The sequence below is a fragment of the Streptomyces acidicola genome (genome assembly GCF_009377235.1).
GTDB classification, from domain to species: Bacteria; Actinomycetota; Actinomycetes; order Streptomycetales; family Streptomycetaceae; genus Streptomyces; species Streptomyces acidicola.
This window is the reverse complement of sequence record NZ_VMNX01000052.1, coordinates 19669-45556: the sequence shown is the minus strand read 5'-3', so window position 1 is coordinate 45556 and position 25888 is coordinate 19669. Positions and strand designations below refer to the sequence as shown.

At 72.8% G+C, this 25888-nt stretch carries 21 protein-coding genes; 10 read left to right on the top strand and 11 right to left on the bottom strand.

The features are described 5' to 3' along the window. Window positions 1-259: 259 nt before the first annotated feature. From FPZ41_RS16590 to yczE, 4 genes are all read right to left on the bottom strand, one after another. Window positions 260-634, bottom strand: a complete 375-nt coding sequence (locus FPZ41_RS16590) for an RNA polymerase-binding protein RbpA (RefSeq protein ID WP_003977404.1) — start codon at window positions 632-634, stop codon at window positions 260-262. Window positions 635-900: 266 nt separating this feature from the next. Further along, complete coding sequence (locus FPZ41_RS16585) at window positions 901-2247, bottom strand: MFS transporter (protein ID WP_322620320.1); 1347 nt, start codon at window positions 2245-2247, stop codon at window positions 901-903. Between the two features lie 40 nt (window positions 2248-2287). Further along, window positions 2288-3055 (bottom strand): glycerophosphodiester phosphodiesterase, encoded by a 768-nt coding sequence (locus tag FPZ41_RS16580; RefSeq protein WP_322620319.1) that lies wholly within the window; start codon window positions 3053-3055, stop codon window positions 2288-2290. Then, window positions 3052-3771 carry a membrane protein YczE gene (gene yczE / locus FPZ41_RS16575; protein WP_194236116.1) on the bottom strand — a complete coding sequence of 240 codons (720 nt, stop codon included), beginning with the start codon at window positions 3769-3771 and terminating at the stop codon, window positions 3052-3054. Before yczE ends, FPZ41_RS16580 begins: the two co-directional genes overlap by 4 nt. A 64-nt stretch (window positions 3772-3835) precedes the next feature. Here yczE and FPZ41_RS16570 point away from each other — a divergent pair, with 64 nt between their 5' ends. Beyond that, on the top strand, window positions 3836-5347 hold the full coding sequence (locus FPZ41_RS16570) for an SCO1417 family PLP biosynthesis transcription factor (protein WP_152863379.1): 1512 nt from the start codon (window positions 3836-3838) through the stop codon (window positions 5345-5347). Window positions 5348-5356: 9 nt separating this feature from the next. Here FPZ41_RS16570 and FPZ41_RS16565 read toward each other — a convergent pair whose 3' ends face one another. Next, window positions 5357-6994: a hypothetical protein gene (locus FPZ41_RS16565; RefSeq protein ID WP_322620318.1), complete on the bottom strand. Its 1638-nt coding sequence runs from the start codon at window positions 6992-6994 to the stop codon at window positions 5357-5359. A 37-nt stretch (window positions 6995-7031) separates the two neighbouring features. Further along, window positions 7032-7226: a hypothetical protein gene (locus FPZ41_RS16560; protein ID WP_131562356.1), complete on the bottom strand. Its 195-nt coding sequence runs from the start codon at window positions 7224-7226 to the stop codon at window positions 7032-7034. Window positions 7227-7553: 327 nt separating this feature from the next. On the opposite strand from FPZ41_RS16560, the gene FPZ41_RS16555 reads away from it, so the two are divergent. From FPZ41_RS16555 to FPZ41_RS16535, 5 genes are all read left to right on the top strand, one after another. Continuing rightward, window positions 7554-7946 carry an ankyrin repeat domain-containing protein gene (locus tag FPZ41_RS16555; RefSeq protein WP_131562358.1) on the top strand — a complete coding sequence of 131 codons (393 nt, stop codon included), beginning with the start codon at window positions 7554-7556 and terminating at the stop codon, window positions 7944-7946. Between the two features lie 301 nt (window positions 7947-8247). Further along, window positions 8248-9666 (top strand): HEAT repeat domain-containing protein, encoded by a 1419-nt coding sequence (locus FPZ41_RS16550; protein ID WP_152863377.1) that lies wholly within the window; start codon window positions 8248-8250, stop codon window positions 9664-9666. 208 nt (window positions 9667-9874) lie between these two features. Beyond that, the gene (locus FPZ41_RS16545; RefSeq protein ID WP_152863375.1) at window positions 9875-10999 is read left to right on the top strand and encodes a glycosyltransferase family 4 protein; all 1125 of its coding nucleotides are present in this window, start codon (window positions 9875-9877) and stop codon (window positions 10997-10999) included. Next, window positions 10996-12186: a glycosyltransferase gene (locus tag FPZ41_RS16540; RefSeq protein ID WP_152863373.1), complete on the top strand. Its 1191-nt coding sequence runs from the start codon at window positions 10996-10998 to the stop codon at window positions 12184-12186. Before FPZ41_RS16545 ends, FPZ41_RS16540 begins: the two co-directional genes overlap by 4 nt. Continuing rightward, window positions 12183-13028, top strand: a complete 846-nt coding sequence (locus FPZ41_RS16535) for an SGNH/GDSL hydrolase family protein (protein ID WP_152863371.1) — start codon at window positions 12183-12185, stop codon at window positions 13026-13028. The genes FPZ41_RS16540 and FPZ41_RS16535 overlap by 4 nt, the downstream gene beginning before the upstream one ends. 17 nt (window positions 13029-13045) lie before the next feature. Here FPZ41_RS16535 and FPZ41_RS16530 read toward each other — a convergent pair whose 3' ends face one another. Genes FPZ41_RS16530 through FPZ41_RS16510 form a run of 5 tightly spaced genes read right to left on the bottom strand, consistent with a single transcriptional unit; the run spans window position 13046 to window position 17558 of the window. Further along, complete coding sequence (locus FPZ41_RS16530) at window positions 13046-13918, bottom strand: 5-oxoprolinase subunit C family protein (RefSeq protein WP_152863369.1); 873 nt, start codon at window positions 13916-13918, stop codon at window positions 13046-13048. After that, complete coding sequence (locus tag FPZ41_RS16525; protein WP_152863367.1) at window positions 13915-14598, bottom strand: 5-oxoprolinase subunit B family protein; 684 nt, start codon at window positions 14596-14598, stop codon at window positions 13915-13917. The genes FPZ41_RS16530 and FPZ41_RS16525 overlap by 4 nt, the downstream gene beginning before the upstream one ends. Next, the gene (locus FPZ41_RS16520; protein WP_152863365.1) at window positions 14595-15353 is read right to left on the bottom strand and encodes a LamB/YcsF family protein; all 759 of its coding nucleotides are present in this window, start codon (window positions 15351-15353) and stop codon (window positions 14595-14597) included. The genes FPZ41_RS16525 and FPZ41_RS16520 overlap by 4 nt, the downstream gene beginning before the upstream one ends. A gap of 37 nt (window positions 15354-15390) precedes the next feature. Further along, entirely contained in the window at window positions 15391-16233 is an 843-nt protein-coding gene (locus tag FPZ41_RS16515) for a putative hydro-lyase (protein ID WP_152863387.1), read from the bottom strand. Between the two features lie 5 nt (window positions 16234-16238). Then, on the bottom strand, window positions 16239-17558 hold the full coding sequence (locus tag FPZ41_RS16510; RefSeq protein WP_152863363.1) for an MFS transporter: 1320 nt from the start codon (window positions 17556-17558) through the stop codon (window positions 16239-16241). A gap of 184 nt (window positions 17559-17742) precedes the next feature. On the opposite strand from FPZ41_RS16510, the gene FPZ41_RS16505 reads away from it, so the two are divergent. The 4 genes from FPZ41_RS16505 (at window position 17743) to FPZ41_RS16490 (ending at window position 25877) form a co-directional block, all read left to right on the top strand. Beyond that, window positions 17743-18447, top strand: coding sequence for a GntR family transcriptional regulator (locus FPZ41_RS16505; protein ID WP_152863361.1), 705 nt, complete (start codon window positions 17743-17745; stop codon window positions 18445-18447). A 144-nt stretch (window positions 18448-18591) separates the two neighbouring features. Next, window positions 18592-20118 carry a hypothetical protein gene (locus FPZ41_RS16500; RefSeq protein ID WP_322620317.1) on the top strand — a complete coding sequence of 509 codons (1527 nt, stop codon included), beginning with the start codon at window positions 18592-18594 and terminating at the stop codon, window positions 20116-20118. 169 nt (window positions 20119-20287) lie between these two features. After that, on the top strand, window positions 20288-21166 hold the full coding sequence (locus FPZ41_RS16495; protein ID WP_322620316.1) for a hypothetical protein: 879 nt from the start codon (window positions 20288-20290) through the stop codon (window positions 21164-21166). Between the two features lie 40 nt (window positions 21167-21206). Continuing rightward, window positions 21207-25877 carry a hypothetical protein gene (locus FPZ41_RS16490; RefSeq protein WP_152863359.1) on the top strand — a complete coding sequence of 1557 codons (4671 nt, stop codon included), beginning with the start codon at window positions 21207-21209 and terminating at the stop codon, window positions 25875-25877. The last annotated feature ends 11 nt before the right edge of the window (window positions 25878-25888 follow it).

The window sequence follows — 25888 nt, the reverse complement described above, 5'->3', positions numbered from 1 at the left end:
TCCCCCAGGGGCTCCGCCCCTTCGACCCCGGGCCGGCGGGGGAGGGTGCGCTGTTCTGGGACCGAGAGTGCGGGACCGCCCCATGGCCTGGATGGCGCCGCGATGCGGCGCGAGGTCCGTGCTCCGTAAGCCTTGGCCGGGGGAGTCTTGGGCTCCGTAGACGAAGCCGCACATGACGAAGACCGCGAGGCACCGTACGACATGTACGGTGCCCGCGGTCTTCGGTTGCGCTGTGTATGCCGCCCAACCCCCGCAGGGACTACGCGGACTTGCGGCTGTCCCTCGGATGTACCGCGATATTCATCGCACCGGAGCGGAGAACGGCCAAGCGCTCCTCAAGGACCTCTTCGAGTTCCTCGCGGGTACGCCGCTCCATCAGCATGTCCCAGTGCGTACGCGCGGGCTTGGCCTTCTTTTCCTCAGGGCCGTCGCCGTCCACCAGGAGTGCCTGGGCCCCGCAGACCTTGCACTCCCACTCCGGCGGGATCTCCGCCTCGACCGAGAAGGGCATCTCGAATCGGTGCCCCTTCTCGCATGCGTACTCCACGGCCTGGCGCGGGGCCAGGTCGATGCCGCGGTCCGTCTCGTAGCTGGTCACCACGAGGCGCGTGCCGCGAAGAGCTCGCTCACTCATGAATCGTGCCTCCCGGGCTTGTCGCCCACAGGACAGGTGTCGCTGTCGTCGTCATCCGGTCAACGTCCGGTCGGCGGTAAAGATTCCCGTTCCGTATCCCGTTCCGGGTCATGCGTCGCCGTCGTAGCCGCCCTTGTTGTACCCACCGGCGCCCGGTTTGTCACATCTGACAGCAGATGTCACCTAGCGTTTCGGCATCTTTGACGCGCAGTAACGGTACGCCTGGCAGGCCAAACGCGTACACTACAGCCCTTTCGCTCCGGGTGCTAAATCCGCTCCGGCGCGGGATTGCCCGCCTCGGTGATCGCCTGCCGCACCGGAACCCGTGCGAGCAGGGCGAATCCCAGGACGAAGAAGGCCACGAGCGAGATGATCGCGTCACGATAACTTCCGGTCAGTTGGTAGGTCAGACCGAACAGCAGCGGTCCCAGCCAGCTCATGCCCCGGTCGCTCATCTCGTACGCCGAGAAGTACTCGGCCTCTTTCCCGGGCGGGACGAGATGGGAGAAGAGTGAGCGGGAGAGGGCCTGGCTGCCGCCGAGGACGAGCCCGATCCCGGACGCCAGGACGAAGAACCAGACCGGTGCTCCCGCCGGAAGGAAGTATCCGGCTGCCAGCGTCAGCGTCCAGGCCACCAGCGAGCCCAGGATCGTGCGCTTCGCGCCGTACCTCCGCGCCAGCCGGCCCATGCCGAGAGCACCCGCCACCGCGAGTATCTGGACCAGCAGCACCGCCCCGATGAGCGTCGACTGCCCGAGGCCCAGCTCCTCGGAGCCGTACACCGATGCCTGGGAGATCACCGTCTGGATGCCGTCGTTGTAGACGAGGTAGGCGAGGAGGAATCCGAGCGTCAGGGGATGGCGGCGCATGTCCCGTACGGTGGCGACGAGTTGACGCAGGCCGGGGACCGTGGCCCTGGTCTCCGGAGCCCGGCGGTCGCGCAGCCTGCGCAGCGGTACGAGGGTGAAGGCGCCCCACCACAGGCCGGCCGAGGCGAGGCAGATGCGCACCGCCATGCTCTCCGAGACGCCGAAGGTGTCATGGGCGGTGAACAGCACCAGGTTCAGCACCAGGACCAGGGCGCCTGCCGCATAGCCGAAGGCCCAGCCCCGGGACGACACCGCGTCGCGCTCCTCGGGCGGTGCGATCTGTGGCAGGTAGGAGTTGTACAGCATCATCGCGACCGACTGTGCGGCGTTCGCGATGACGAGCAGGAGGCCGCCGAGAAGGTAGCGGTCCCCGTCCAGGAAGAACATGCCTGCCGTCGCCGCGGCTCCCACGTACGCGGCTGCCGCGAGCAGTGGTTTCTTGCGGCCCGTACGGTCGGCGGCCGCGCCCGCCAGGGGCATGACCAGGACGGCCAGGATCACCGACAGGGACACCGAGTACGCGAAGAAGGAGCCCGCGCGCACCGGGATGCCCAGTGGGTGGACATAGCCTTCCGTGTCTGCGGCCGACTCGGCGATCGCGGTGAGGTAGGGGCCCAGGAACACGGTCAGGACGCTCGTCGAATAGACAGAGCACGCCCAGTCGTAGAAGTACCAGCCGCGCTGTTCACGCCGCCGCCCGGCGGCCTCGTCGGCCGCGTCCGTCCGCACGGTGTCGGTGCCCACCCGTGTCTCTCGCTTCCCCGTGAACGGGCCGCGCGAGGGCTCAGACCCAGACCCCCCGGTCCTGAAGGACCTTGCGCAGCGTGTCGATGTGATCGGTCATGATGCCATCCACGCCGAGGTCAAGGAGCCGGTGCATGCTGTGCGGTTCGTTCACGGTCCACACATGGACGTGAAGTCCGCGTGCGTGGGCGGCGCGCACGAACCGACGGTCGACCACGGGGATGCCCGACTGGGACTCGGGCACCTGCGCGGCCACCGCCGAGGGGCGCAGGGTGGCCGGCAAGCCCCAGGAGCGCAGCCGGAGCCCGAGGACGCCCCGGGTGCCGTACGAGGTGGCCAGGCGAGGGCCGGCCAGGCGCTGGGCGCGGGCGACGCGCGCCTCGGAGAACGAGCCGACACAGACGCGGTCCCAGGCGCCGGTGCGGGCGATGAGGTCCAGCAGGGGACCGAGGGTCGGCTCCGCCTTCATGTCGACGTTCCAGCGCACCTCGGGGAACGTTTCGAGCAGCTCCTCGAAGAGGGGCACCGGTTCGACGCCCGACACGCGCGCGTGGCGCACGTCCTGCCAGGGCAGGTCCGCGATCCGGCCGGCGCCGTCGGTCACCCGGTCCAGGGTCGCGTCATGGAAGGCGACGAGTTGCCCGTCGGCCGTGGCGTGCACATCGGTCTCGATGTACCGGTAGCCCGCCTCGACCGCGCGCCGGAACTGGGCCACGGTGTTCTCCAGCCCGTCCGCCGCCCCGCCCCGGTGGGCGAACGCTATGGGGCCGGGATGGTCGAGGTACGGGTGGCGTGTCGGCGTGTTCACCTGGGAAGTATCGCTCGCGCGGATGGACCGGCGGCAACGACCGTGCTGCCGGATGCCGTGGGGACGGCGAACACCCGCAGGAACAGCTGGGACAGCGGGCCGATGGACAGCGCGTAGAGGATCGTGCCGACGCCGACCGTGCCTCCGAGGGCGAAGCCGGTCACGAGGACCGCCGCCTCGATCGCCGTACGGATCAGACGGATCGAGCGGCCGGTGCGCTGGTGCAGACCCGTCATCAGACCGTCACGCGGGCCGGGCCCGAAGCGTGCCGCGATGTAGAGACCGGTCGCCACACCGTTCAGGAGGATGCCGCCCGCGAGCAGAGGAACCCGTGCGGTCAGGGTGTGCGCGTCGGGCATCGCCGCGAGAGTGCCGTCCAGCGCGAGGCCGACCAGGAGGAAGTTGGAGATCGTGCCGAGCCCCGGCCGCTGGCGCAGTGGGATCCACAGGAGCAGCACCACCGCGCCCATGACGATCACGATCGTGCCGATCGACAGCCCGGTGAGTTCGGACAGCCCCTGGTCCAGCACGATCCAGGGCGCCAGGCCCAGGTCCGCCTTCACCAGAAGTGCCACGGACGCGCCGTACAGCACGAGACCTGCGTACAGCTGGATCAACCGTCGCCCGAGGTGGCGCCGCGTGGACGGGTCATTGGACAAGACGTGGTCATTGGACAAGACGTTCCCCCCTGAGGTGGTGGCAGTGGCCTGGCACATGACACCCTGTGGCTTGGCAGGACACGCCATCCATGGCCAATTCGGGGAAGGTGGACTGAAAACCATGGCTCAGTGGACTTCGGCAGTGGGTGCGGCTCAGCTCGCGCGGCTGCTCACCTCCCAACAGGAACGCCCGGCAGGCCCGGGCACCCGCCGACCGCCCGCCTATCGCGCGCTCGCCGACGGCATCCGGCTGCTGGTGCTGGAGGGTCGCGTGCCGGTCGCGGCCCGGCTGCCCGCCGAGCGGGAGCTCGCGCTGTCCCTGTCCGTCAGCCGCACCACGGTTGCGGCGGCCTACGAGGCCCTGCGCACCGAGGGTTTTCTGGAGTCCCGCAGGGGCGCGGGCAGCTGGACCGCCGTGCCCGCCGGGAATCCGCTCCCCGCGCGCGGGCTGGAGCCCCTGCCGCCGGAGGCGCTCGGCTCGGTGATCGACCTGGGCTGTGCGGCCCTGCCCGCGCCCGAGCCGTGGCTCACCCGGGCCGTGCAGGGCGCCCTGGAGGAACTGCCTCCGTACGCTCACACGCACGGCGACTACCCGGCCGGGCTGCCCGCGCTGCGCGCGATGCTCGCCGAGCGGTACACCGCGCGTGGGATCCCCACCATGCCCGAGCAGATCATGGTCACCACCGGCGCGATGGGTGCCATCGACGCCATCTGTCACCTCTTCGCCGGGCGCGGCGAACGCATCGCCGTGGAGTCGCCCTCGTACGCCAACATCCTCCAGCTGATGCGCGAGGCGGGAGCCCGGCTGGTGCCGGTCGCGATGGCCGAAGGGCTCGACGGGTGGGACCTGGACCGCTGGCGGCAGGTGCTGCGGGACGCGGCGCCCCGGCTCGCGTACGTCGTCGCCGACTTCCACAACCCGACCGGGGCGCTCGCCGGCGAGGACCAGCGGCGACGGCTCGTGGACGCGGCCCGGGCCGCGGGGACCGTGCTCGTCGTCGACGAGACGATGAGCGAGCTGCATCTGGACCCGGACCTCGACGGTGGCGCCGCGATGCCCCGGCCGGTCTGCGGCTTCGACCCGGCGGGCTCGACCGTGATAACGGTCGGCTCGGCGAGCAAGGCGTTCTGGGCGGGCATGCGCATCGGCTGGGTGCGGGCCGCGCCCGACGTCGTCCGCAGCCTCGTCGCGGCTCGCGCTTACGCCGATCTCGGCACCCCCGTACTGGAGCAGTTGGCCGTGAACTGGCTGATGAGCACCGGGGGCTGGGAGGACGCCCTGGACATCCGGCGCGACCAGGCCCGCGAGAACCGGGACGCGCTCGTCGCCGCCGTACGCCGGGAACTGCCGGGCTGGGAGTTCGAGGTGCCGCGGGGCGGGCTCACCCTGTGGGTGCGTACCGGGGGGCTGTCGGGCTCGCGGCTGGCCGAGGCCGGGGAGCGGGTCGGGGTGCGTGTGCCGTCGGGGCCGCGGTTCGGCGTCGACGGGGCCTTCGAGGGGTATGTGCGGCTGCCGTTCACCGTGGGCGGCGCGGTGGCGGACGAGGCCGCCGTGCGCCTCGCGGCGGCGGCGCGGCTGGTGGAGACGGGCGTGGGCGGGGGCGCGGAGGCGCCACGCACGTTCGTGGCCTGACCCGGTGGGTCAGCCCTCGGCGGCCACCGCCGCTTTGGCCGGGACCACGTCCTTGTCCATCCGTACCGGTTCGGTCTCGGCCGGAACCGGGTCGACCTCGGCCGACACCCCGTCGGCCTGCGCCGGCACCTCGTCCCCCGGAGTGGTCCGGACCGGAAGCAGATCGAGCACCGCCTGACGGAGGCTCTCGGTCGTGGCGTCGTCGTACGGGTCCGGGGTGGCCGGGATCTGGAGGCGGTGGACCGGGCCCGCGCCCAGGCGGGCATAGCCGCGGCCGGGCGGAATGTCCGGGGTGGGCGTGGTGCGCGGGCGCGCGCCCAGGACCCTCTCCAGTTGCTCCGGGGAGGCGGAACCGAGCAGCACGCGCGCGCGTGTGTGCTGCAGTACCGCGTCGGAAAGGGTGTCCAGACCGTCGAACTGTTCGGCCACGACGATCGTCACGTTCGCCGGGCGGCCGTGGCGCAGCGGCACCTGGAGCAGGGACTGCGGGTCCTGGCCGCCGTCCGCGGCGGCCACGTGGCCCAGCGCGCTCGGGCGGTCCAGCAGGATCCACAGAGGGCGCCTGGTGTCGTCCGGCGGCGGGTGGCCCGCCTGGCGGGCGCGGTTCGCGGCGATCAGCCGGCGCTCCGTCTCGTGCGCCGCCCACTCCAGGCTGGCCCGTGCCCCGGCGAGCCCGCACTCGACGGCCAGCATGCCGTCGCGGCCGGTCAGGCAGGCGTACTCGTCGGTGCCGCTGCCCTCGACGATCAGGACGTCGCCGTACTGCAGGGCCTGGATCGCGAGGGAGCGGAGCAGTGTGGTCGTCCCGCTGCCCGGCTCGCCCACCGCCAGCAGATGCGGTTCCGTTGAGCGGGTGCCCGTGCGCCAGACGACCGGAGGGACGTCGCGCTGCTCCTCGCGGTGTTCCACGGGCAGGGTGCGCTGGACATGGGTCGGGTCGGTGAAGCCGAGAACCAGCTCGCCCGGTGCCGTGACGAAGCGCTGGGCGGCGATGTCGGTGGGAAGTGGCGCCAGGACCGTGACCGTGAGTTGGTTGCCCTCCTCGTCCCAGTCGAACAGGTACTCGCGGCCGCGGCCCGACTTGGAGTGCACCACCCGCTCGATCCGCGTGCGGGACAGGGCCTCGCCGTCCGTGAAATACGCCGGGTAGTGGATCTCCAGCCGCTGGACGCGCCCGGAGTCGTCGAAGCCGTACTCCGTGAACGCTTTCTGCCAGTCGCCGCCGTGGGCGTAGAGGGGGTTGGGGTCCTCGGCGGCGGCGAAGTACGGCACGAGGGCCTCGTACAGCGATTGGAGGCGCTGCTTCTGCGCCTCGTCGGGGCCCGTGGGCGCCCCCGCACCCTCCCGGCCCTGCCAGGCTGCCGCCGCCATCAGTCCGATGACGGCGAGCAGCGGTCCGTACGGCACCAGGGCCACCACCAGCACCACCGACGCCACCAGAAGGAACAGCGATCCTCGTTTGTCCTTCGGGGTGTCGGCCCACTGGCGTCGCCCGGCGGCCGCCAGGCGACGCAGTCCACGGGTGATCGTGATCAGCGGGTGGAGGACGTCGGTGGCACCGTCGGCCGCCGTCTTTGCCAGCTCCCGGCTGCGGGCGAGGTGCACACTGCCGTTGCTCAGGATGCGGGGGAGGGGGCGGCGGGCCACTGAGGTCTCCTTGAGGTGCGTACGGGCGGGAGTGGGATCAGAACTTGATGCCGCCTAGGAGGCTCGCGAGGCTCTCGCCCCCTGCCTCGATGCTCGGGGCGATGCCCGTGCTGGCGAGGTAGAAGCCGAACAGCGTGGCCACGATGGCGTGCGAGGCCTTGAGGCCGTCCTTGCGGAAGAAGAGGAAGACGATGACGCCGAGCAGGACGACGCCTGAGATGGACAGGATCATGAGTGCTCTCCTGGTCGAGGGGGACAGTCACCATGAGTTCTTCCATCGTCACAAGATGTATCTATACGATAAAAGGCGCGAATGGGTGAATCACGGGCCTTTTCGCTCGTCTGGTGGAGCCGCTGCTGAGCTGTCCGAGGCGGGACGTTGCGCCTGACGGGGTCTGCTGTGAACTTTGCCTCGGGCGGCTCGGCTCATGTGTGCGCGGAGCCCAGTACTCTGGCGATTCACCCGTACGGCGGCACTGACCTGCCGTCGTACGCTCCCGAAGTCGTCCCCAGAGCCCTCCGGGCTCGTGCGCGCTCGCTGTGAGAGGCGGTCCGTCCCATGAGTGAAGCCCCCGACCCCGAGGTCGTGGAGCTCGCGACGAAGATCTTCGACCTGGCACGCCGGGGCGAGACCGAGGCGCTCGTGGCGTACGTCGACGCGGGCGTTCCGGCCAACCTCACCAACGACCGCGGCGACTCGCTCGTGATGCTCGCCGCCTATCACGGTCACGCCGAGGCGGTGCGCGCCCTCCTGGCGCGCGGCGCCGAGGCCGACCACGTCAACGACCGAGGCCAGACACCGCTCGCGGGGGCGGTTTTCAAGGGCGAGGAGGCGGTCATCCGGGTGCTTCTGGAGGGCGGCGCCGACCCGCTCGCGGGGACCCCGTCAGCCGTCGACACGGCGCGGATGTTCGAGAGGAAAGAACTGCTCGAACTGTTTGGCGCACACTGATCCAACCGTTCTGACCAGGCAGGACACGGAAGACGGGGGAGGCGGTACGGGGCCGCCGGAAATTTCGGTCGCGGCAGGAAGAACCAGCGAGTCATCATGACGTCGTGATTCACGGACACGATGGCTGGGCAGGTGTTGCCGCACCGCGTGGGCCGTGATGCGGTCCGCATGGGCCACCGACGAGAGGCAGAGGAAGATGGTCTACAGCAAGCAAGAGACGGCGGGCGCTCCGACGTGTTGTCACGCGGCCAGGTAGTGCGGATTCCCGGTTGCGTCGACGCTTGATGTGAGGCTGTTTCCCATGTTCGAACCGGTCATAGCGCCCAGCGGTACGCTGCTCGGCCTGCTCCAGCGGGGCCGCGGCGACGGCACGCTGCACGCGCTCACCGCCCCGCGGGCCGAAGCGCTCGCGGCACTGAACCACTGTGTGCTGAGCGACCCCCGCCACGACTGGCAGGTGGAGAACCGCTCCCTGTACTACGCCCGCCTCTACCTCGACCTGCACGGCGAACTGGACGCGATCGAGCGGCACCTCTTCGACGCCGAGGACGTCCTCGACACCTGCGAGTCGCGCACCGGACTCGCCCTCGCGGTCCTCGGGCACCTCGCCTCGTACGGCAGGCGGGACGCCCTCACCCTGCTGCGCAGGTACGCCGCCTCCGGCAGCAACTGGGCCTGGGCCCTCGACGAGCTGGCCCTCAGAGACGACGACGCCGGCCTGCGTGCCCTCGCCGCACCCGTACTGGCGCGCTTCGCCACCGACCCCGAGGGCGAGGCCGAGCTCGCGGCGACCGTCCGCGACGCCTTCGAGCCGCGGCCCTGGCGGCTGTGGGCCGAGGATCCCCGCGCATCGATCGCCACGCGCGTGCGTACCGCCCAGGAAACCGGCTGCTTCGACCGGTGGCAGCGCCAGATGCGGCCGTCGGGGCCCCGACCGGGATGGAGCGTGCGGGCCGTCTTCGAGTGGGCCCAGCAGGGCATCGAGCGTGGCGCCGCACTCCATGTGCCGGCCGCCCGATGCCTCACGGCCGTCGCGGGTCCCGAGGACCGTCCCGAGATCCTCGAAGCCGCCCGCGCCGGCAGTGACGGCGCCCGCAGCACCGCCCTGCGCTACCTGGCCGACAGCAACGATCCCGACGCCCTCGACCTGATCGAGGGCGCCGTGGCCGACGGTTCGGCGGCCGTCGTGGACGCGGCCGTCGACGCCTTCGAACGGATGCGCAGCGTCGCCGCCGTCGACCGGGCGCGCCGCTGGGTGCACCGGCCCGACGTGCTGGGCGCCGCCGCCGGACGCACCCTCGCCTGCCGGGGCGGGGCCAAGGACAGCGACCTGGTCCTGGGCGCGCTCCGGGAGGCCGTGCGCGGGGAGGGACCCGACGCGCCCACCCTGTGGACCCTCGTCGACGGCACCGGACGGCTCGGCATCGTGTGCGCGGCCCCCGTCCTGCGCCACATCTACCGCGAGACCGCCTCCTCCCACCTCCGCGGCCGCGCAGCCCGAGCCCTCGCCGCCACCGACCCCTCCTTCCCGGCAGGCTTCGCCGTCGAGTGCCTGTGGGACTGCGAGGAGTCCACCCGCGAGATCGCCGCCCGGCACGCCGAGACCGGAGACGCACGCGTCGTCGAACAGCTGCGCCGGCTCGCCGCCGATCCCGCCGAGGAGGCGGAGGTCCAGACAGCCGTACGGAGCCGCATCGGACCGGACGCACCCGCCGTGTGAACACCTGGAACACCCGCCGTGTGAACACGCGGGACACCCCACCGCGCGAACGACCGTGTGAACGTTTGAACAACTGCATGAACGGCGGGTGACCTGGGGGAAAGGCCCGAGGAGCCGGAAGGGAGCGGTGCGGAACGCTCACGCGTCGTTCCCCGCCCGGAAAGATCCACGTTGACGCGGCCACGTCCAGCGCGAGGACAACACGGGTATGCGTGTCGTCATCGTGACCGAGTCCTTTCCCCCCGATGTGAACGGCGTGGCCCACTGTGCCCTCCAGACGGCGCGGCACCTCGCCGCGCGCGGTCACGCCCCGCTCGTCGTGGCCCCGGCCACCGCAGCTGGGACCGAGGCCGACGCCCAGGCGCCGTGCCCCGTCGTCCGCGTCCCTTCCCTTCCGCTCCCGGGCTACCCCCAGGTCCGCGTCGCCCTCCCCAGCCGGCGTGTCGCCTCGGCGATCACCGAGCACCGCGCCGACCTCGTGCACCTGGCCAGCCCCTTCGTTCTCGGCGTACGCGGCATGGCCGCCGCCGCCCGGCTCGGCATCCCCGCCGTGGCCGTCTACCAGACCGACCTCGCGGGATACGCCCGCACCTACGTCCACGCGGGCGAGGGAGCCGCCTGGCGGCGGATCCGCTCCGTGCACGCCGCCGCCGACCTCACCCTCGCTCCGTCCAGCGTGGCCCTTCAGGACCTGGAGGCGCACGGCATACCCCGGGTCAAGCTGTGGCCGCGCGGCGTGGACACCGTCCGCTTCCGCCCCGACCACCGCGACGAGGCCCTGCGCCGCGAACTGGCACCGAACGGCGAGCTGATCGTCGGCTACGTCGGCCGGCTCGCCCCCGAGAAGCAGGTGGAGCTGCTGGCCGGAGCCTGCCGCCTCGACGGCGTACGGGTCGTCGTCGTGGGCGACGGGCCCAGCGAGCCCGGCCTGCGTGAGGCCCTGCCCGGTGCCGTCTTCCTGGGCCGCCGCACCGGCCACGACCTTGCCAGGATCTTCGCCTCGCTGGACGTCTTCGCCCACACCGGGCCCTTCGAGACCTTCTGCCAGACCGTCCAGGAGGCCATGGCGAGCGGAGTGCCCGTCATCGCGCCCGCCGCCGGCGGCCCGCTGGACCTGGTGGCGCACGAGCGGACGGGCCTGCTGGTCCCGCCGCGCGACGCGGACGCCGTACGCGACGCCGTACGGACCCTGGCCGACGATCCCGCGCTGCGGGCCGCGTACGGCGCGGCGGGGCGGACGATGGTCGAGGGCCGCACCTGGGAGGCGGTCGGTGACCAGCTGATCGGGCACTACGCCGACGTGCTGTCCGCCCGGACGGTGGTGGCGGCATGAGCGACTCGCTGCGCATCGTCCGGCTGGCGAACTTCGTCGCTCCCGCCTCGGGCGGCCTGCGCACCGCGCTGCGCGAACTGGGCAAGGGCTTCAAGGAGGCCGGGCACGAGCCCGTCCTCATCGTGCCCGGCGACCGCCACACCGACCGCGAGACCGACCAGGGACGCGTCATCACCCTGCCCGGACCGCTGCTGCCCGGCACCGGTGGCTACCGCGTCCTCGCGGACAAGCGGCGCGTGGCCCGGCTCCTGGAGTCGCTCGCACCCGACCGTCTGGAGGTCTCCGACCGGACCACCCTGCGGTGGACGGGCGCGTGGGCACGCCGGGCCAGGGTGCCCGCCATGATGGTCTCCCACGAGACCGCCGACGGGGTACTGCGGACCTGGGGCCTGTCCGAGGAGATGTCCCGGCGTGCCGCCGACGCCCTCAACGTCCGTACGGCCCACAGCTACTCGAAGGTCGTGTGCACCACCGAGTTCGCCGAGCGCGAGTTCGTGCGGATCGGGGCGCGCAACGTCGTACGGGCCCCGCTGGGCGTCGACCTGGTGGGGCGGCACCCCGCGCTGCGGGACCCGGGGCTGCGGGCCCGGCACGCGCGCGAGGGGGACGTGCTGCTGGTGATGTGCTCCCGGCTGTCCGTCGAGAAGCGGCCGGGTACGGCGATCGACGCGCTGGAGGCGCTGCTGCGGCGCGGAAGGCGCGCGGTCCTGGTCGTCGCCGGGGACGGGCCCCTGCGGGCCCGCCTCGAACAGCGGGCCCAGGGGCTCCCGGTGACCTTCCTGGGGCACGTGACCGACCGTGGGATGCTGGGCGCCCTGCAGGCCTCCGCCGACGTGTGTCTGGCTCCCGGGCCCGCGGAGACGTTCGGGCTCGCGGCGCTGGAGGCGATGGCCTGCGGCACGCCCGTGGTGGCCAGCGCCTCGTCCGCGCTCCCGGAGGTCGTCGGCTCGGCCGGGGCCACGGCGGCCGACAACGGGAGGTCGTTCGCCGACGCCGTGGAGTCGCTCCTCGCACGCCAGGAGCACGACCGCAGGGAGGCGGCACGCGCGCGTGCGGAGTGTTTCGGGTGGACGACCGCGGTGGAGGCGTTCCTCGCGGCGCACGACGCGGCCGTGCGGCGTCCCGTTCGGGAGGGCGCCGACCCGGTCAGGGAGGGCGTCGATCCGCTCCGGGAGGGAGTCGTATGAGACCCCTGCGGTTCGTGGCTCTCGGTGACTCGCTGACCGAGGGCGTCGGAGACCCCGCCGGAGACGGCTGGCGCGGCTGGGCCGCCCTCCTCGCCGACGGGCTCGACCCGGCCGTGGACTTCACCAACCTCGCGGTCAGCGGTGCCCAGACGCGCGACGTCCTGGAGCGCCAGACCCCCGCCGCGCTCGCCCTGCGACCGGACCTGGTCTCCATCGTCATAGGCGTCAACGACACCCTGCGCTGCACCTTCGACATCCACGCCGTCGCCGCCCGCCTCGACAAGGCGTACGCGGCCTTCCGCGCCCAGGGCACCGGCCTGCTCACCGCCTGTCTGCCCGACCCCGGGTCGATGCTCGGTCTGCCCGGCTCCCTGGCCCGCCCGCTCGCCCGACGGCAGCGCGCGGTCAACACCGTGGTCCACGCCCTGTCGGAGCGGTACGAGGCGGTGCATCTGCACGCCTCCGAGGGCGCGTGGCTGATGGACCGCGCCATGTGGAGCGCGGACCGGCTGCACCCCAGCGAGCGCGGACACCGGCAGCTCGCCGTCCGCTTCCACGCCCTGCTCGCCGAGGCGGGCATCGCGACGGGCACTGAGCCGTCCGCCGAGCCCGAGTTCCCCGTACCCACCCGGTCGGCGAGCCTGTTGTGGCTGGCCACGAAGGGAAGCGCCTGGGTGGCCCGGCGGTGCACCGATCTGCTGCCGCAGCTCGTTGCCCTCGCCATGGCCGAGATCCGCCACAAGGCCCGCGGCACCAGCGGCCGGCTGGACCTCAGCGCCTCCGCCGCGGTGGCGTCGGCACTGGCCGCGCTGACGGTGGGGGAGCAACCCGAGGCGGCGTGACCCCACGCGTGCGCGACTCAGGCCCGCCGGCGCACGGCGACGAAGCGTACCGGGGTGCCCGGCGCCGCCTGGGCCGTGGCGGGCAGGTCCGCCGGGTGGACGACCGCGATCACCGGGTAGCCCCCGGTGGTCGGGTGGTCGGCGAGGAACACGACCGGGCGGCCGTCCGGCGGGACCTGCACCGCGCCCAGGACCATGCCCTCGCTGGGGAGTTCGCCCGGGACCGCCCGCATCAGGGCGGGGCCCTCCGTGCGCAGGCCGATGCGGTTGCTCGCGGTGGACACCGTGTACGGGTGCGTCGTGAAGGCCCGGACGGCCGCCGCGGTGAACCAGTCGTGGCGCGGGCCCAGCGTCACGCGCAGGACGAGCTCGGCGGGTGGCGCCGGGTGCGGAACGACATCCGCGCGCGCGTGTGCCCTCACCGGCGGCCCCAGGGGCAGTACCGTGCCGTCGGTCAGTGGAGCAGGGCCCAGCCCCGACAGCAGGTCCGTCGAGCGGCTGCCCAGCACCGGTTCCACGGCCACGCCACCGGAGACCGCGAGATAGCTGCGCACTCCGGAGCGGGCGGGCCCGATGTCCAGCAGCGCCCCTCCGGGGACCCACAGGGAGGCTCCCCAGGCCGCCGGGCGCCCGTCCACGGTGACCGCGCAGGGGGCGCCCCCGACGGCCACGGTGACCGTCGAACGCGCCCGTACGGCACACCCGTTGAGCGTGGTCTCCAGGACGGCGGCCTCCGGGACGTTGCCCACAAGCCGGTTGACCAGCGCGGCGGCGGGCGCGTCCAGCGCTCCCGAGCGCGGCACGCCGAGATGGGCGTGGCCGGGCCGCCCCAGGTCCTGGACGGTGGTGAGGGCCCCGGCCCGCACGACGGCGAGAGCACGGTCGGTCATGCGGAGTTCACCGCACTGGTCGTACCTGCCGTGCTCGTCGCGCTCACCGTTCTTGTCGTTCTTGTCGTTCCTGTCTTTTCGACCGGGACGAAACGCACGCGCGTACCCGGTGACAGCAGAGCAGCCGGCACGCGCGCGTGGTCCCACAAAACCGCCTCCGTCGTACCGATCAGCTGCCAGCCGCCGGGGGAGGAGCGCGGGTACACGCCCGTGTACGGTCCCGCCAGGGCGACCGACCCCGGCGGCACGGCCGTCCGCGGCGTCGCCCGGCGCGGCACCTCGCGGGGCAGGCCCGTGAGGTAGCCGAAGCCCGGGGCGAAACCGCAGAAGGCCACCCGGAACTCGGCCGCCGCGTGCATGCGGGCCACCTCGGACTCGGACACGTCCCAGTGCGCGGCGACGTCGGCGAGGTCGGGGCCGTCGTACCGCACGGGGATCTCGACCACGTCCTCCGCGCGCGGGGGCACGGGCGGCACCTCCCAGGAGGCGAGCCGCTCGGCGAGGCGGGACGGGGAGTCCAGACCGTCCAGGAGGACCGTGCGGGCCGCCGGGACGATCTCGGCCACCGCCAGTTCGCCCGCGGCGCGGCGGCGCAGCAGTTCGGCGTGCAGGGCCTGTGCCTCCTCGTCCGTCCCCACCTCGATCAGGAGCGCGCGGTCCCCGGTCGGCAGCGCCCTCATGCGAACGCCTCCACACGGACGCCCGCGGACTCCAGCTCGTCGCGGACCCGGCGGGCGAGCTCCACCGCGCCCGGAGTGTCGCCGTGCAGGCACAGCGAGCGGGCGCGGACCATGACGCGCTCCCCGGAGTGCGAGGTGACCGTCCCGGAGAACGCCAGCCCCACCGACCGCTCGACCACGGCGTCCGCGTCGGAGATCACGGCACCGTCCTGGCCGCGCGGCACCAGCGTGCCCTCGTCGGTGTACGCGCGGTCCGCGAACGCCTCGGTGACCACCGGCAGCCCGGCCTGTTCGGCCAGCTTGAGCAAGCGCGAGGCGGGCAGCCCCAGCATGGGCAGCGCGGCGTCCGCGAGCCGTACGCCCTCGACGACCGCCCCGGCCTGCTCCTCGTCGTGCACGACGCGGTTGTAGAGCGCGCCGTGCGGCTTCACGTACGCCACACGTGCACCCGCCGCACGGGCGAAGACCTCCAACGCACCGATCTGGTAGGCCACTTCGGCCGCCAGTTCGGCGGGCGGCACGTCCATCGCGCGCCGCCCGAAACCGGCCAGGTCCCGGTACGAGACCTGCGCGCCGATCCGTACGCCGCGCCCGGCCGCCAGTTCGCACACCCGCCGCATGGTGGCCGCGTCCCCGGCGTGAAAGCCGCAGGCCACGTTGGCACTGGTGACGACGGACAGGAGCTGTTCGTCGTCGGTGAGCCGCCAGCGGCCGAAGCCCTCGCCGAGATCGGCGTTCAGATCGATCGAGGTCATGGATCCTTCGTGTCTCCTTCTCAGGCCACGTGGTTTCTCAGGCCACGCGGTACTGCTCGTCGCGGGCGTCGGTGACGAACATCTGGCCCGGCGCGTGGGTGATGGCGAACGGCGGGCGGGAGGCCATCACCGCGGCCTGCGGGGTGACTCCACAGGCCCAGAACACCGGGATGTCGTCGGGTTCGGCGTCCACCGGGTCGCCGAAGTCGGGGCGGCCGAGGTCCTCGATGCCCAGGCCCGAGGGATCGCCGCAGTGTACGGGGCTGCCGTGCACCGCGGGGAGCAGTCCGCTCTCCCGCAGGGCGGTCGCCAGGTGCTCCGGCGGCACCGGGCGCATGGACACCACCATCGGGCCGCGCAGCCTCCCCGCCGGCCGACACTGGCGACTGGTCACATACATCGGCACGTTGCGGCCCTGCTCGATATGGCGGATGGGGACGCCCGCCTCGGCCAGCGCCCACTCGAAGGTGAAGCTGCAGCCGATCAGGAACGACACCAGGTCGCCCCGCCAGTGCGCGCGCACGTCCGTCGGCTCGTCCACCAGTTCGCCGTCCTGCCACACCCGGTAGCGCGGCAGATCGGTGCGCAGATCCGCCCCGTCCGCGAGGACAGTGGTCCAGGAGCCGGCCTCCGTGACGTCGAGAACCGGGCAGGGCTTGGGGTTGAGCGTGCAGAACAGCAGCATGTCGTACGCCCAGTCGGCGGGCACCGAGATCAGATTGACCTGCGTGTGGCCCGCCGCGATGCCGGCGGTCGGGCCCGTGAGCCCTTCCCGGAAGCGGGCCCGGGCGCTTTTCGGGCTCCACGCGTGCGCGTGCTCGTCGACGAGGGTCAGGGGTCGGTCCTCCGCCACCGTGACCGTTGCAGAGCGCTCTTCCATGCCGTTCACACGAGTTCCTTCCCACGCGTCTCCGGAAGCCCGAGCAGCGCGATGGCCGCCAGGCCGTAACCGATCGCGCCGAAGACCAGCGCGCCGCCCACACCCCAGCTGTCGGCCAGGAAGCCCACCGTGGTGGGGAAGACGGCGCCCACGGCGCGGCCGGTGTTGTACGTGAAGCCCTGCCCCGTGCCGCGCACGGCCGACGGGTACAGCTCGCTCAGGAACGAGCCGAAGCCGCTGAAGATCGCCGACATGCAGAACCCGAGCGGGAAACCGAGCACCAGGAGCAGGGTGTTGGCGCCGCTGGGGATGTTCGCGTACGCCAGGATGCACAGGGCCGACAGGACCGCGAACAGCCAGATGTTCCGTCGGCGGCCCAGCCGGTCGGTGAGATAGCCACCCGTGAGGTAGCCGATGAAGGCCCCTGAGATCAGGAACGCCAGGTAGCCGCCGGTGCCGACGACGGACAGGTCGCGTTCCGTCTTCAGATACGTGGGCACCCACGTGGCCAGCGTGTAGTAGCCGCCCTGGACACCGGTGGACAGCAGTACGGCGAAGACCGTGGTGCGCAGCAGGCCCGGACCGTCCGCCGTGCCCGGCTTGAAGATCGCCGCGAACGAGCCCTTCTCACTGCTCCTCTCGCGCGCGGCCTTCGCCTCGGGAGCGTCCTTGACCTGGCGCCGCACCCAGACGACGAGCAGCGCGGGCAGCGCTCCGGTCCAGAACATCACGCGCCAGGCGATGTCGTCGTCCAGGAACTGGAAGACCAGCGTGTACACGATCACGGCGAGGCCCCAGCCGATGGCCCAGGAACTCTGGATCGCGCCGAGCGTGCGCCCCCGGTGCCTGGCGCTCGCGTACTCGGCGACCAGGATCGCGCCGACCGCCCACTCGCCGCCGAAGCCGAGCCCCTGGAGGGCCCGGAAGACCAGCAACGTCTCGTAGTTGGGTGCGAAGCCGCAGGCCACCGTGAACACCGCGTAGGTGGCCACGGTGATCATCAGCGCCTTCACACGGCCGATCCGGTCCGCGAGCACCCCCGCGGCCGCCCCGCCGATCGCCGAGACGACCAGGGTGACCGTGGTGAACAGGCCCGTCTGGCCGCTGTCCAGACCGAAGTAGGCCGCGAGCGCCACCATGCTCAGCGGCAGCGTGAAGTAGTCGTACGAGTCGAGGGCATAGCCGCCGAACGCGCCCGCGAAGGCACGCCGGCCACGCGGGCCGAGCGCCCGCAGCCACGCGAACGCGCCGTCATCGGCGCCGGTCTCACCCGCTTTCGGGTGGGTGTCGCCCGTCAGGGACTGAGGGGGAGGAGTCGTGCTCATGGGCACCTCGCAATGAGGGACGGAGGGTGCGTGAGGAGTCGTGCCGTGCCGTGCGGGAGCGATGGGCGCCGTAGCGGTGCGTTCGGCGCCCATCGAGGTGCGTTCCCAGCAAGGTAGAGGATCGTTGAACGATCCCTCAATACCCGTGTTGTTTCGTTCATGTATCTGCGATTGAATCCGGGACATGGCAGAACTGACGGGACTGGCCGACGACCGTGCGCTGTTGGGCCGTACCAGCACCGCCGAGCGGGTTTCGGACATCCTCCGGAGCCGTATAGCCGAGGGGTTCTTCCCGCCCGGGACGCGGCTGTCCGAGGACGGCATCGGCGGCGCGCTCGGGGTCTCCCGCAACACGCTCCGCGAGGCGTTCCGCCTGCTCACCCACGAACGGCTGCTGGTGCACGAGCTCAACCGCGGCGTCTTCGTCCGGGTCCTGACCGTCGAGGACGTCGAGGACATCTACCGCGTCCGGAGCATCGTCGAGTGCGCCGTCGTCCGCGGTCTCGGCGCACCGCCGTACGCCGTGGAGGGGCCGGCCAACGCCGTCGCGGACGGGCAGAGGGCGGCGCACGAGGGTGACTGGAAAGGGGTGTCCACCGCCAACATCCACTTCCACCGGGAGCTGGTCGCCCTCGCCGGCAGCGAACGCACCGACGAACTCATGCGCAGCGTCTTCGCCGAACTCCGGCTGGCCTTCCACGTGGTGGACGACCCGCGCCGCCTCCACGAGCCGTACCTGGCGCGTAACAGGCAGATCCTCCAGACCCTCCAGGCGGGTGAGCGCGACGAGGCCGAAAAGCTCCTCGCGGTGTATCTCGACGACTCACGCAAGGGGCTGGTCGAGGTGTACGGGCGGAGGGTGGCGGACGGAGCGCAGGGGATCGGATGAACGTGGGGGCGTGCCGGAAAGAGGCGCGACGAACTGCGCGATTGACCGCCGACGGCCCGCACCCTGACGACAAACCCGCAGTTCCCCGGCTTTCCCAGCAGAGCGTTTCCGTTGTTGTCAGACCCAGGACCTAGTCTGTGCACCGTGACTTCGCCTGCATCGACGGACCGTGTTCCGCCCCAGCTCAGCGCGGGGCCGCGCCCCGCTCCGGGCCCGGCCGCCGACGAGGGACTGGCGCGGCGGCTGCGCGCGCTCGCCTGCACCGCGCCGCTGCACGACCTCGACGCCCGCAAGGCCGGCCTCGCCGGTGAGTACTCGGTGTACGGCATGGCGGAGGTCGCCCTCGCCGCCATCGACCTGGTCACGCTGAACATGGACTTCGACACGGGCGCGGACCACGACCAGATCGTCGCCCGCCTCATCCCGCGCATCGCCGCCCAGGCCCCGCAGCGCCCCGTCACCGAGCACGAGCGCGTCGCCCGCTGGGTCCTGGAGAACCTGATCAACGTGGGCAGCGTGGACCGCGGCTTCCGGGCCGTCTACGGCACGTTCGCACCCGACGGCACGTATGTGCGCCGTGACTACGACTTCAAGCTGATCGAGGAGGTCCCCGGCTACGGGGGCGGTGTCTACCTCCGCACCACCGACGAAGCCGTCAACGTCCTCGTGGGCGCCCTCGACACCGACGTCACCAGCGCGCAGATCGCCGCCGAGGTCAAGCTGGAGGTCCTGATCAACCGCGGCCGCCTCGCCGACGCCCAGCTCGCCGCCGAGCAGGCCCGCTACCGGACCGTGCAGTACTCGGAGACCCTGCGCAGGGCACTGGACGCCACACGGCGCAACGTACGCGCGGTGGACTGGCTCCAGACCGTCCCGGACATGATCGCCGAGGCCCTCGACCACGTCGCCGACCGCTACCGCCACGAGAACGCGATCCTCACCAACATCCGCAAGGCCCGCGACGAGACCGAGGACCCCGAGCACAAGCGGCGCGCCGCCGAGCTCGTCGACATCGTGAAGGACTGCATCCGCCGTCATACGCAGCTGCAGTCCCGCTTGCTGGAAGCCGGCCCCCTCTTCCGCGCCGAACAGGACCGGCAGGCCTTCGCCACACCCCTGACCACGTCGGGGATAGACCTGTACGGGCACCTGGTCGCACCCGTCCTCCCGCTCCCGCTCGAGCAGGCGGTCCGCGTCACGGACGCGTTCTTCGCGCGCGGCACGGGATTCCGTACGCGGGCCTCCGTGCGCCTCACGGACCTCGTCGATCTGTTGCTGACCCCGCCGGTGGAGCGGGAGCACCTCGGTGCGGAGATGCCCGAGCCCGACCTCATCGCCACGCCGGACGACAGCCGGTTCAGCGAGGAGCAACTGGCTGCCGCCATGGAACTGCTCGACCTGCCCGCGGATGCGCCCCGGCGGCTGTCCGGGCTCCTGCTGGACGCGCGCCGCCAGGATCCCGAACTGCCCTATCTGGTCGCTCTGCTGGCCGTGCACGCGGCCAGCCCGCCGGTCGGTACCGCGTACCGGCAGGGCGAGGAGAAGCTGCTGTTCGCCGTGGACGACGGGACCGAGTTGGACGATCCGGAGTTCGGGGGTGCGGATCTGATCGTGGGGACGGCTCTGCTGGACGCGGTGGGGATGGCGGCGGACAGGACGGAGGCAGCGTGAACGCTCCGCTGAGAGGGCCGGGGTGGTGCGGGATGTCCTCTGGCCGCGGGTTGACCGTGGTCGCTCGTGCCCACGCGGCGGAGCCGCCTGTGTCACAGCCACGCGCCCCCTTGGGGGCGCGTGCCCTCGCCCTCGTATGTCAGGTACTTGAGACCAAGGAGCCCCAACCGTGACCGAGCACGTCGAGTGGAGTGAGCCGGAAGCCGTCGCCGCTCCGGCGACCGCCGCCGTCACCCCCGCCGACGCCGCCGACGCGGCCCGGCTCGTGGCGTTCGGGTTGCAGCCGAAGCTCCAGCCCGCCCGTGACCAGCAGTACGGAGAGCTGCTGCGGCGGTACCGGGAGGACCCGCCGTTCGCCCGGCTCGCCGACGCCGTGGCCGCCGGCCTGGGGCTGGTCGTCCTGGAGGTGTCCCCGCGCGCGGGGATGGCCGTCACCGCGGCCGAGGACTCCGTGTTCGCCGTGCGCATGGGGGACTACGCGCGCCGGACGTCGGCCGACGCGGGGGATCGCTTCCTGCACGGGCTGGCCCATCTCGCCGTAGCCACCCTGGCGTTCCCGCGTCCGGAGGATCTGGCCGACGACGGGTACATCGGACGCATTTCGGTCAACGGCGTCGACGCGTTCGTAAGACAGGCCTGCCGGCGGCTGGAGGAGCGGGCCGAGGAACAGGGGGAGAACACCGACCCCGCCACGGACGCGCCGGGGCTGGAGGCGGCCTGGCGGATCTGGGTCAGACGCAGCGCCACCGGGGCGACCAAGGACGCACGCAGACTGGCGGGTTCGACCACCGGCATCATCGGCAAGGCGGTGGCGTTCCTCACCGACTCCGGGTTCCTGCAGCGGACCGGCGACGACAACGGCGGGACGTACCGGACGACCGCCCGCTACCAGCTCCAGGTGCGCGACATGGCGGGCAGCGCCGCCATGGCCGAGCTGCTGGAGCTGGGCGTCGTCCCGGTGACCGACGGCACGGCCACACTGCTGCCAGCCGAGGACACCGACGACCTGGAGCTGGTGGCCGACGCCGGGCTGCCGTTCCACTCCTGACCTCACGAACCACCGTTACGACTGCGAGAGTTCCACCGCCATGTACGAGCTGTCCCGGGTCCGCCTCTACTCCATCGGGCCTGCCGGTGCGCGCTACGCCGACACCGTGCTGGACCTGCGGGGTGTGGGCCGGCCCGTGCCCGACCCAGCGCCCCAGCAGGCGGAGTTCTTCGAGGAGGAGCCCACCGGGCCGCCGCGCCGTCCGGCGCCCGCGGGGGTGCTCTTCCTGGAGAACGGCGGCGGCAAGTCGGTGCTCCTCAAACTGATCTTCTCGGTGATGCTGCCGGGCCACCGGAACACGCTCGGTGGCGCCAGCTCGGGTGTGCTGCGCAAGTTCCTGCTCGCAGACGACTGCGGGCACGTCGCCCTGGAGTGGCAGCACACGCTGACCGGTGAGTGTGTCGTGGTCGGCAAGGTGAGCGAGTGGCGGGGGCGGCAGGTCTCCAGCGATCCGCGGAAGTTCGCCGAAGCCTGGTACTCCTTCCGGCCAGGTCCCGGACTCAGCCTGGACAACCTGCCCGTCGCCGAGTCCACTGCTGTACGGCCGCCCGTCGAGGGGCAGTCGGGTGCGAAGGGCCGGCGCCGGACCATGAAGGGCTTCCGGGACGCCCTCATGGAGGCGGCCAAGGCGTACCCGCATCTCGAGGCGCACTGGGAGGAGATCCACGACCGCTGGAACGAGCACCTGACGGAGCTCGGTCTCGACCCCGAACTCTTCCGGTACCAGCGGGAGATGAACGCCGACGAGGGCGAGGCCGCCGGCCTCTTCGCGGTCAAGAAGGACTCCGACTTCACCGACCTGCTGCTGCGGGCCGTGACCGACACCCGCGACACCGACGGGCTCGCGGACCTGGTCGGCGGCTTCGGCAACAAGCTGGGCCGGCGGGCCGAGCTGATCGCCGAGCGGGACTTCACGGCGGGGTCCGTCGACCTGCTCGGCCGGATCGTGGACGCGGCCGGGGAGAGGTCACGCGCGCGGGACATCCACGCCGCCGCCGAGCGACGGACCCGGACGCTGGCGCGGCGCCTGTCCGCACGGGCCGCCCGGGAGCGCGTGAGGGGCGCCGACCTCGCCCAGCGGGTCGCCGCCGCCGCGCACGCGGTCACGCATGCCGAGGGCGCCCGCGAGCGCAGCGTCCTGATCGCGGCCGAACTCGCCTACCGGCACGCCTCGTTGGCACTCGCCGTCGCCGAGAAGGCCGCGGCGGCGCAGAAGCGCGAGCTCGCCGACGCCCGTACCCTCCACTCCGCCTGGCAGGCCGCCGAGGCCGTGCTGCGCCACCGCGCGGCCGCCGACCGGGTCGCGCGCGTGGCCGCCGCGATCCAGGAGGCCGAGCGGGACGCGGCCCCGGCGCTCGCCGCCCGCGCCAAGGCCGCCGTCGACCTCGTACGCGCCCTGCACGGCGCCGCCGAGAGCGCCGAGACCCTGGCCAACGAAGGGGAGGAGCGGTCCGCCGCGCTCCAGGAGGTCAGCGAGGCCGCGTACCGCGACTCGACCGCGGCCGCCACCGAGGCCCAGCGCGCCCGCAGTGAGGCCGGGCACCTGCGGCAGCGGCTCACCGAGGTCGAGCAGGAGACCGCCGAGGCCGTACGCGCGGGCTGGCTCGACGACAGCGCGCCGGACGCTGATCCCGCGCGGGCCGCGCTCGCCGCGAGCGACGCCGAGAAGACGGCTGTCGCCGCCTGGGACACCGCGCGCGAGGCGTCCCGCCGCGCCTCCGAGCGCGCCCGGGAAGCGGCCGCCACCGAGTCGCGGGCCGAGCTGACCGCGGCCCGTGCCGCGGACGCGGCGACGGCCGCGGAGCGCGCGTACGACGCGGAGCGCCGCACCGCCGAGGCGCTCGCGGGGGAGGAACGGCTGGCGGAACTGTTGGGTCTCGGAGGCGGAAAGGGCGTGCGCAAGCCGGTACCCCGGCCGCGGCGCGACGACGCGACGACCGTGGATCCCACGGGCACCGAGTCCCGCGCCACCGGCGAAGGTCCGCTCACCCCCGAGGAGCTGGACCGCTGCGCCGACGACCTCCGCGAACTCCTCGACGAGAACGTCGCCTCCGCCGAGCGCCACCTCTTCGAGCTGCGGACCGCCGCCGCCGACGACGCCCGGATCCTGGGTGCCCTCGGCGACGGCGGGCTGCTGCCGCCGGGCCCGGACGTGCTGGCCACCGTCGAGTTCCTCGGCGAGCACGGCATCCCCGCGCTGCCCGGCTGGCGTTACCTCGCCCAGGCCGTCGATCCCACCGATCACGCGCGCGTGCTGGCCGCGCGGCCGGAGCTCGTCGACGGTGTGATCATCACCGACCCGGACTCACACGCCCGGGCCCGTGCGGCGCTCTCCGACGCGGCCCTGCTGCCGAGGTCGGCCGTGGCCGTGGGTACGGCCGCCGCGCTGCTCGCGCCGACCCCGGCGCTCGACGACGAGCCCAGCGGTGTCTTCAGTGTCTTCGATGTATTCCTCGTCCCGCCGAACCCGGCCATGCACGACGAGCACGCCGCCGACGAGGAGCGGCAGGCACTGCGCGCGCGGGCGACGGAGCGGGACGAGGAGATCCGCACCCTCGCGGCACGGCTCGGCAAGGACCGGGAACTGGCGGCACGGCTCGCCTCCTGGCGCACGGGATGCCCGGCCGGACGGCTCACCGAGCTCGCCACGGCCGCCGGGGACACGCGAGTGTTCGCCGAGGAGTCCGAGGCAGAGCTCGCCGAGGCGCGCACCGTGCGAGCCGAGGCCGAGGAAGCCGCCGCCGAGGCCGCCCAGGTGCGCGACGAGCGGCAGGAAGCCGCGCAGAAGGCCCGGCGCTCCGCCGACGCCCTCGCCGGACTCGCCTACCGGCTGCGCGAGCGCTCCGGCTGGCAGGTCAAGGTGCGCGAACTCGCCGACGAGGCCACCGAGTCGGAGACCCGCGCCCAGGTCTGCCTGGAGCGCGCCCGCGCCGCCGACGAGGACCGCCGCGCCGCCCAGCGCGGCGCCGACGACGCCCGCCGTACGGCGCGCGCCCTACGCGCCGAGCGCGCCGAGATCGCGGGTGCCCCCGACGACGTACCGGACGACGGCACGGGCGCGCCGGAGGCGTCCCTGCCCGCCCTGCGCGAGGCGTACCGCGCCGCTTCCCAGGTGTACGAGAAGGTCGGCGTCGGCGCCGATCTACGGGCCGAGCAGGCCCGGGCGGAGAGCGACGAGAGCGCCGCGCGCACCGAGCTCGACCGGCTCAGCAACAAGGTCCGCAACCGCGCCGAGCAACTCCTTCAGTCACCCGACGGTTCCGACGGGCCCTCCCGGCAGGCCGCCGCCGCACGCGCGGAGGAGCTCGTGCAGCTCCTGGAGACCCGCATGTCCACCGCGAGCGAGCAACTCGGCCGGCTGCGCGGCGAGGCCGAGCGGCACGCGCCCGAGGACGGCGAGGCACACACCGAGCCGCCCGAGGAGCTGGTCCCGCGCGACGCGGACCACGCCCAGGCCCTGCTGCGCACCGCCACCGCCGAACTCGCCTCCCACACCGAGGCCTTGGCGCAGGCCCGCGAGGCCCACGCCGAACTGCTCGACGCCCACCGCGCCGCCGAGGACGCGGCCGGCGGCTTCGACGAGACGGCCGCTCTGCTCCGCGACCTCCTCCGTGAGCATGCGAGCGACGAGGAGCAGGAGCAGCCCGAGCCGTACCCCGGCGGCCCCGAAGAGGCTCGCAGGGCCGCGGCCGAAGCCCGGCGCTCGCTGCGCGGCTGCGCCGCCGATCTGTCCGCCGCCGAGGCCGCCGTGCGCGAGGCCGGCGACATCCTCGTACGGCATGCCAACTCCACGCGCTACGAGCAGGTCCGTACGCCCGCCCGCCAGCAGATCCGTGAGCTGCCCGCGTCCGCGCTGCCCGAGCACGCGCAGAAGTGGGCGGACGCCTTCGCGCCCCGGCTCCGGGTCCTCACGGACGAGCTGGAGCAGCTGGAGCGCAACCGGGACTCGATCGTGGACCGGTTGCGGGGTCTGGTGGAGTCGGCCCTGGCCACCCTGCGGTCCGCCCAGCGGCTGTCCCGGCTGCCCGAAGGGCTCGGCGAATGGTCGGGACAGGAGTTCCTGCGCATCCGCTTCGAGGAGCCCGACCAGGCCACCCTCACCGAACGGCTCGGCGAGGTCATCGACGAGGCCACCCGCGCCGCCGTCAAGAAGAACTCCGACCTGCGCCGCGACGGTATGTCCCTGCTGCTCAGAGGGGTCGGTGCGGCCCTCCAGCCCAAGGGCGTCGCCGTCGAGATCCTCAAGCCGGACGCCGTGCTGCGCGCCGAGCGCGTGCCCGTAGGCCAGATGGGAGATGTGTTCTCGGGCGGCCAGCTGCTCACGGCCGCCATCGCCCTGTACTGCACGATGGCCGCGCTGCGCAGCAATGACCGGGGCCGGGACAAGCACCGGCACGCGGGCACGCTGTTCCTGGACAACCCGATCGGGCGGGCGAACGCGACATATCTGCTGGAGCTCCAGCGGGCGGTGTCGGACGCGCTGGGTGTCCAGCTCCTCTACACCACCGGGCTGTTCGACACGACCGCGCTCGCCGAGTTCCCGCTGGTCATCCGTCTCCGCAACGACGCCGACCTGCGAGCCGGCCTCAAGTACATCCGGGTGGAGGAACACCTCCGCCCGGGACTGCCGGAGCAGCCCCGGGCAGGAGAGGCGGCACACAGCGAGATCACGGCGACGAGGATGTACAAACGACCGGCCGGCGCCCCGTGATCCACGCCGGC

Bases quoted from the DNA above. Each gene is read 5' to 3' on its own strand.
- FPZ41_RS16590 (WP_003977404.1), bottom strand. From the start codon at position 634: ATGAGTGAGCGAGCTCTTCGCGGCACGCGCCTCGTGGTGACCAGCTAC.
- yczE (WP_194236116.1), bottom strand. From the start codon at position 3,771: ATGTGCCAGGCCACTGCCACCACCTCAGGGGGGAACGTCTTGTCCAAT.
- FPZ41_RS16570 (WP_152863379.1), top strand. From the start codon at position 3,836: ATGGCTCAGTGGACTTCGGCAGTGGGTGCGGCTCAGCTCGCGCGGCTG.
- FPZ41_RS16560 (WP_131562356.1), bottom strand. From the start codon at position 7,226: ATGATCCTGTCCATCTCAGGCGTCGTCCTGCTCGGCGTCATCGTCTTC.
- FPZ41_RS16555 (WP_131562358.1), top strand. From the start codon at position 7,554: ATGAGTGAAGCCCCCGACCCCGAGGTCGTGGAGCTCGCGACGAAGATC.
- FPZ41_RS16550 (WP_152863377.1), top strand. From the start codon at position 8,248: ATGTTCGAACCGGTCATAGCGCCCAGCGGTACGCTGCTCGGCCTGCTC.
- FPZ41_RS16545 (WP_152863375.1), top strand. From the start codon at position 9,875: ATGCGTGTCGTCATCGTGACCGAGTCCTTTCCCCCCGATGTGAACGGC.
- FPZ41_RS16540 (WP_152863373.1), top strand. From the start codon at position 10,996: ATGAGCGACTCGCTGCGCATCGTCCGGCTGGCGAACTTCGTCGCTCCC.
- FPZ41_RS16535 (WP_152863371.1), top strand. From the start codon at position 12,183: ATGAGACCCCTGCGGTTCGTGGCTCTCGGTGACTCGCTGACCGAGGGC.
- FPZ41_RS16530 (WP_152863369.1), bottom strand. From the start codon at position 13,918: ATGACCGACCGTGCTCTCGCCGTCGTGCGGGCCGGGGCCCTCACCACC.
- FPZ41_RS16525 (WP_152863367.1), bottom strand. From the start codon at position 14,598: ATGAGGGCGCTGCCGACCGGGGACCGCGCGCTCCTGATCGAGGTGGGG.
- FPZ41_RS16520 (WP_152863365.1), bottom strand. From the start codon at position 15,353: ATGACCTCGATCGATCTGAACGCCGATCTCGGCGAGGGCTTCGGCCGC.
- FPZ41_RS16515 (WP_152863387.1), bottom strand. From the start codon at position 16,233: ATGGAAGAGCGCTCTGCAACGGTCACGGTGGCGGAGGACCGACCCCTG.
- FPZ41_RS16510 (WP_152863363.1), bottom strand. From the start codon at position 17,558: ATGAGCACGACTCCTCCCCCTCAGTCCCTGACGGGCGACACCCACCCG.
- FPZ41_RS16505 (WP_152863361.1), top strand. From the start codon at position 17,743: ATGGCAGAACTGACGGGACTGGCCGACGACCGTGCGCTGTTGGGCCGT.
- FPZ41_RS16490 (WP_152863359.1), top strand. From the start codon at position 21,207: ATGTACGAGCTGTCCCGGGTCCGCCTCTACTCCATCGGGCCTGCCGGT.